Below are 1,790 nucleotides of genomic sequence, written 5' to 3'. Positions count from 1 at the left end.
GGCTTATCTTTTTGGGTTTCTTCTTTTTTCTTTTAAACTAATCGTTAGCATAACGGGCAATTTTCCCGGCTCTAGAAAGGAGGTATTCCAGCCGCACCTTCCGGTACGGCTACCTTGTTACGACTTAGCCCCAATTATCGGTTTTACCCTAGGACGCTCCTTGCGGTTACGTACTTCAGGTACCCCCAACTTTCATGGCTTGACGGGCGGTGTGTACAAGGCCCGGGAACGTATTCACCGCGTCATTGCTGATACGCGATTACTAGCGAATCCAACTTCATGAGGTCGAGTTGCAGACCTCAATCCGAACTGTGAATGGCTTTTTGAGATTGGCATCTTATTACTAAGTAGCGGCCCTCTGTACCATCCATTGTAGCACGTGTGTAGCCCCGGACGTAAGGGCCATGATGACTTGACGTCGTCCCCTCCTTCCTCTCTGTTTGCACAGGCAGTCTGAATAGAGTCCCCACCTTAAATGCTGGCAACTATTCACAGGGGTTGCGCTCGTTGCGGGACTTAACCCAACACCTCACGGCACGAGCTGACGACAGCCATGCAGCACCTAGTTTCCTGTCCCGAAGGACTGATCCGTCTCTGGATCATTCAGTAACTTTCAAGCCCGGGTAAGGTTCCTCGCGTATCATCGAATTAAACCACATGCTCCTCCGCTTGTGCGGGCCCCCGTCAATTCCTTTGAGTTTCACCCTTGCGGGCGTACTCCCCAGGTGGAACACTTAACGCTTTCGCTTAGACGCTAACTGTATATCGCTAACATCGAGTGTTCATCGTTTAGGGCGTGGACTACCAGGGTATCTAATCCTGTTTGATCCCCACGCTTTCGTGCCTCAGCGTCAATTAGACTTTAGTAAGCTGCCTTCGCAATTGGTGTTCTGTGACATATCTATGCATTTCACCGCTACTTGTCACATTCCGCCTACCTCAGGTCTATTCAAGCTCTTCAGTATCAAAGGCACTGCGATGGTTGAGCCACCGTCTTTCACCCCTGACTTAAAAAGCCGCCTACGCACCCTTTAAACCCAATAAATCCGGATAACGCTTGGATCCTCCGTATTACCGCGGCTGCTGGCACGGAGTTAGCCGATCCTTATTCTTCGAGTACATTCAGCTCTTTACACGTAAAGAGGTTTATTCCCCGACAAAAGCAGTTTACAACCCATAGGGCAGTCTTCCTGCACGCGGCATGGCTGGTTCAGGCTTTCGCCCATTGACCAATATTCCTTACTGCTGCCTCCCGTAGGAGTCTGGTCCGTGTCTCAGTACCAGTGTGGGGGGTCATCCTCTCAGATCCCCTAGACATCGTCGTCTTGGTAAGCCGTTACCTTACCAACTAACTAATGTCACGCATGCCCATCTTAATCCTATAAATATTTGATAACTGAATGATGCCATTCTGTTATGTTATGCGGTGTTAATCCGAATTTCTTCGGGCTATCCCCCTGATTAAGGTAGGTTGCATACGCGTTACGCACCCGTGCGCCACTTTCATGGGGAGCAAGCTCCCCAATCGCGTTCGACTTGCATGTATTAGGCCTGCCGCTAGCGTTCATCCTGAGCCAGGATCAAACTCTCCATTGTAATGAATGTTTGTTTCGCTGACCCTATTATATCTCAAATAGAATCGTTGTTTTCCGAATTGCTTCGGTTATTTTGTCTATCCGAGAAAATTGATTTTGGATAATTTTTCTAACGAAAAGTTTCCTTCCCGTTATGCTATCTGATTAATCTTTTTAAGAACTTTTTCGCCTCTCCGTCTCGGTTCAGCTTTATTT

At 48.3% G+C, this 1,790-nt stretch carries 1 rRNA gene; it reads right to left on the bottom strand.

The features are described from left to right. Nucleotides 1–75 precede the first annotated feature (75 nt). Nucleotides 76–1,596, bottom strand: a 16S ribosomal RNA gene (locus J4N24_RS25355). Nucleotides 1,597–1,790: the final 194 nt, after the last annotated feature.

This window comes from Desertivirga arenae (assembly GCF_017355785.1).
Lineage (GTDB): Bacteria > Bacteroidota > Bacteroidia > Sphingobacteriales > Sphingobacteriaceae > Desertivirga > Desertivirga arenae.
Note: the sequence above shows the minus strand (reverse complement) of the source record. Positions and strands in the feature narration are given on the sequence as shown.